The sequence below is a fragment of the Fusibacter sp. genome (assembly GCF_057447755.1).
Window position 1 is genome coordinate 1 of sequence record NZ_JBVBZF010000381.1, and the last position, 3,208, is coordinate 3,208.

Below are 3,208 nucleotides of genomic sequence, written 5' to 3' on the forward strand. Positions count from 1 at the left end.
TAGGCTATATCCCAGTTCAAGCGCCAGCCTTTTCCATGCCAGAAAATGTTGTTCACTCGTCTCTGTCAAGACGCCATCCATATCGAATATGACTGCTTTCAATTTTGATTTCATTGATTATTTCCTTTCAAGTTTTATGCGCATTTGATCTTCAAGTAAGTGAGGCTGTCCATTAATTTTTACCCCCAATGACCTTCCACTTAAAAGTGTAAGGGTAAACTCAATTTCACTTGGGCTGACCTCCTCAACACCAACGTTCAGCAGTCGATTGTCTACCTTCAGCTTAAAGGCATACCGAGACCAAGCCCTTGGCAAGACAGGTCTAAAGCTTATGCCCTCAGATGTGATTCTAAAGCCTGCAAATCCTGAAATAACACTGAGTGCCGTTCCAGCGATGTTGGCCATGTGGAGGCCATCCCTTGTATTGCCATGTGTATCTTCTAAGTCCAAGGCAGTGGATTGACAAAAATAATCGTAGGCCTTATCTGTATCTCCAATTCGACATGCCATAATGCCATAGACACAAGCAGACAATGAGGAATCATGCGTGGTGATTTTTTCGTAGTAATCATAGGTTTTACGCATGACTTCATCTGTCGTGTAATCCTCTAGCAAGTAATGGGCTAGGACTGTATCCGCCTGTTTCAGAACCTGGTGCCTGTAGATGGTCAAGGGATGAAAATGAAGCAAGAGCGGATATTTTGAGGCTTCGGTACTTTCAAAAGGCCATACTGGTTTTGAAAGAAAAGCATCGTCCTGGGCATCTATCCCCATGGCTTCATCATGAGGCAAATACATGGCTTCAGCGGCTCTTGCCATAAGTCTGGATTCTGCCTCAGTAAATTCAAGTCTTTGGAAAAGCCTTTCAAATTGTGGTTTGAGATGACTTGACGTCTTTTCTCCTGTGTAAGCATCATAGAGTCTTGAGGTCCACTCCAAATGGTATTTGGCCATGGCATTGGTATAGTAGTTGTTGTTGACGATTGCGGTGTACTCATCTGGACCTGTAACACAGTGTATTTTAAAGGTATTCTTTTCAAAATGACCAATCTCTAGCCAGGTTCGTGCCGTTTCTATGATAACCTCAGCACCCATGTTGAGGAGAAATTCATCGTCACTATTAAACAAGTGATATTGGATAAAAGCATATGCAATATCAGCATTTATATGATACTGAGCTGTCCCTGCCGGAAAGTAGCCAGAACACTCTATCCCTGAAATTGTCCGCCAAGGATAGGTTGCCCCTCTTTGATGCCCCAGTTCAAGGGCTCTTGCCTTGGCACTTGGCAATATGTGATATCGGTAAGAAAGTAACTTTCTGGCGAGTTCAGGTTGAGTGGCTTGAAGTAGGGGCAATACATAAATCTCCGTATCCCAAAAATAATGGCCCTCATAACCTTCACCGGATAGGCCTTTGGCAGATACATTTGAAAAGGCATCTCGGCCAACAGATTGAATCAACTGATAGAGCATAAATCTTACAGCAGCTTGATCAGTAGGCCTATTGCCATTAATATCTTGATTTAATCGGTTCGTATCGGACTTCATATCAATGACGATGTCGCTCTTGTACCAATAATCATCGAGGTAAGCCCTTTGACTTTGAATTAAAGCATCAAATCCTAGTTTGGCAGTCGATTCAGCTATCTTTTCGGCCTTTGACAGGGATTCAGAACTTCTTAAACCATCCACAAAGGCACAATACTTCGTGAGCGTCATTTGCCCCCTACCCTTAAAGTGCGTTAGGTGTTTAAGCGGCTTTGAATCCATGAGGCTTGTGACTGGGTAAGGACTGTCAACTGAATGCTTTACCACTGTGGCCTGAGCCAAATTGGTGGTCTGTGTTCGCATTAGGCATTTTACGGTCAAAGCCGTTTGATCCGCCTCAAGGGATTCACATCGCATGAGTTTAGCATGACCCTTGCCAAGCCTTGGGTCTTTTTCATCGGTATGATTGGCAACATCGGCATCTAATACGCTGATTAGCTCGATTTCACCGTCATAAGCCACCTTGATCTGATAGACAAAGGTCGATACTTGTTCAAAAGAGGCCATTCTCTCAAATGATATTTTGGCCCATTTACCTGATTTGGTCCGATAATCATAGCCTCTTATGGCGCTTCCCCTTTGATAGTCCAAGGTTCTATAGTAATTCTTAAGGTTCTCTTGATGTTCTGTATTGGTATTGGGATTGGTATTCTTATCGGTATTGGTATTGGCATCGAAAAAATAAACACGTTCACCATCCAGCTTAATTTCACAGGTTTGAGTGTCCACAATTCGAGGCTGTTTATCTTGGATTACAGGAAAGCCGTAGGCTGATTCCCCATAGACGATGGGCACACGGTCATAGAGACCATTGATATAGCTCCCTCTAATGGAGCCCTCTATCTCCTTTTGCTCCTCAAGGCAACCTCTTATGCCGATATAACCATTCCCGACTGTGTAAAGACTCTCTTCCACTAAGAGTTTTGAGAGGTCAAATTGTTCCCGTTTTAATGCCCACATAGATACTCCTACTCCTTAACAGCGCCCGATGTAAGCCCTGATATAATTTGTTTTTGAAAAAGGATGACAATAATCAGCGTTGGAATTGTCACGATGACTGTGGCCGCTGTCACCTGGCCCCAAAAAATCTGAAATTGTCCTCTTAAAAATGCAATTGCAACAGTCGCAGTGTGATAGTTACTATCGCTATTAAGTGTTAATGATAATAAAAATTCGTTCCAAACCCCGATAAAAGTCATTATGGCCGCAGTGAAGATCCCCGGCAATGCCAGTGGAAAAATAATTTCCACAAAGGTTCTCATCTTCGACGCCCCATCTATGGTCGCAGATTCTTCCATCTCTTTAGGCACCTTAGAAAAATGTGTGATGAGAATAAAGATGGCAACCGGCAGTGTGATCATGGAATAAGGCAAGGTGATAAAATATGAGTTGGTCCAGCCAAGCGCCACAAAGACTCTATAAATTGGACCCACGACAATCATCTGCGGAAACATACTCGTCCCTAAAATGACCGCTAAAAGGACCTTTTTAAATCTAAAGTGTAGTCTTGCGATGGCATAGGCGCAAAAAGAGGCAATCACAGTCACATATGCCGTCGTGATAGAAGCGATGATTAAGCTGTTCTTAAGTGTATTTAAAATATGTGCCTTAAAAAGCGCTTGATAATGCTCTAGGGTTGAGTTGTCAGAAAAGACTTTCA

Annotated in this window: 2 protein-coding genes; both read right to left on the reverse strand. The window is 42.9% G+C overall.

Features of this window, described 5'->3' with window-relative positions; genetic code table 11:
- Positions 1-117 precede the first annotated feature (117 nt).
- On the reverse strand, positions 118-2,508 hold the full coding sequence (locus tag AC220I_RS20500) for a glycoside hydrolase family 65 protein (RefSeq protein WP_486725727.1): 2,391 nt from the start codon (positions 2,506-2,508) through the stop codon (positions 118-120).
- 8 nt (positions 2,509-2,516) lie between these two features.
- Positions 2,517-3,208: carbohydrate ABC transporter permease (locus tag AC220I_RS20505; RefSeq protein ID WP_486725728.1), on the reverse strand; the 692-nt coding region annotated here is incomplete at its 5' end.

What these genes read in the sequence shown, in the direction of transcription:
- AC220I_RS20500 (WP_486725727.1), bottom strand. Translation starts at nt 2,508, where the DNA reads ATGTGGGCATTAAAACGGGAACAATTTGACCTCTCAAAACTCTTAGTG.